We start from the raw sequence: 1,697 nt of genomic DNA on the forward strand, positions 1-1,697 counted from the left end.
CCGTTAGCTGGACCGTTATTGGTATCCAGCGACACCACTTTGTCGTCGCCTTCGAACGTGTCGTTATCTAAGACCTTGATGATGGTTGGCGTGTCTTCCACAACCGTCGCGTTGTCTGCCACGATGTCCGCCACAGGCGCAACCGTGAAGTTCACCGTTTGGCTAACGCTTTCGCCGCTTGGATCGGTCGCCGTAAACGTCAATGCTTCTGAGCCGTTCCAGTCTGCCGTTGGAGTGAACGTAGCAATACCATTGACGATCGCCACTTGAATGTTGCTATTACCAGAGACGCTAAACGTTAACTCGCCATCCACGTTATCCACATCACTGAAGGCCGTATTCAGATCGATGCTGTATGGCGTAAAGTCTTCTGCCAAGGTTTGGTCTGCAATGCTGCTTTCAACCACAGGCGCGTCGTTCACCGCATTTACGGTGACGTTGACCGTCGCTTGGTCGGTCAGTGAACCATCGGTGACGGTGTAAGTGATTTCGGCATCACCATTGAAGTTCTCAGCTGGTGTGAAGACCAATTTGCCGTCAACAATCTCGACTGTCCCTTGCTCACTCGGCACAGACGCCGAATCAATGCTTAACGTATCACCATCGATGTCAGTATCGTTTGGCAAGACATCAATCGTCACTGGCGTGTCTTCATCAGTAATCGCCGTGTCATTGGTCGCCACTGGCGCATCATTCACTGGTGTGACATCGACGTTCACCGTGGTGGACTCACTGACCCCACCCGACGTGACGATGTACGTGAAGCTGTCTGTACCATGGTAGTTATCGTTCGGCGTGTAGGTCACGCTGCCATCCGGGTTGACTGAGACCGTGCCGTTGGCTGGGCCGTTGTTGGTATCCAGCGACACCACTTTGTCGTCGCCTTCAAACGTATCGTTACCTAAGACCTTAATGATGGTTGGCGTGTCTTCCACAACTGTCGCGTTGTCTGCCACGATGTCCGCTACAGGGGTAACCGTAAAGTTCACCGTTTGGCTAACGCTTTCACCGCTTGGATCGGTGGCGGTAAAGGTTAGGGTTTCTGAGCCATTCCAGTCTGCCGTTGGAGTGAACGTAGCAATACCATTGACGATCGCCACTTGAATGTTGCTATTACCAGAGACGCTAAACGTTAACTCGCCATCCACGTTATCCACATCGCTGAAAGCGGTATTCAGATTGATGCTGTATGGGGTGAAATCTTCCGCCAAGGTTTGGTCTGCAATGCTACTTTCAACCACAGGCGTGTCGTTCACCGCATTCACGGTGACGTTGACCGTCGCTTGGTCAGTCAGTGCACCATCGCTAACGGTGTAAGTGATTTCAGCGTCACCATGGAAGTTCTCAGCCGGTGTGAACACCAACTTGCCGTCAACAATTTCAACTGTACCTTGGTCACTCGGCACAGACGCCGAATCAATGCTTAACGTATCACCATCGATGTCAGTATCGTTTGGCAAGACATCAATCGTCACTGGTGTATCTTCGTCAGTAACAGCGGTATCATCGTTTGCCACTGGCGCATCATTCACTGGTGTGACATCGACGTTCACCGTGGTGGACTCACTGACCCCACCCGACGTAACGATGTACGTGAAGCTGTCTGTACCGTGGTAGTTGTCGTTCGGCGTGTAGGTCACGCTGCCGTCCGGGTTGACAGAGACCGTGCCGTTGGCTGGACCGTTATTGGTATCCAG

At 52.3% G+C, this 1,697-nt stretch carries 1 protein-coding gene; it reads right to left on the minus strand.

What is annotated here, in order from left to right; all coding sequences use genetic code 11:
• Positions 1-1,697, minus strand: a 1,697-nt coding sequence (locus tag R7Q11_RS24650; protein ID WP_225466820.1) for a tandem-95 repeat protein, incomplete at both ends; no start/stop codon positions are given.

Source organism: Vibrio sp. 970, assembly GCF_033339075.1.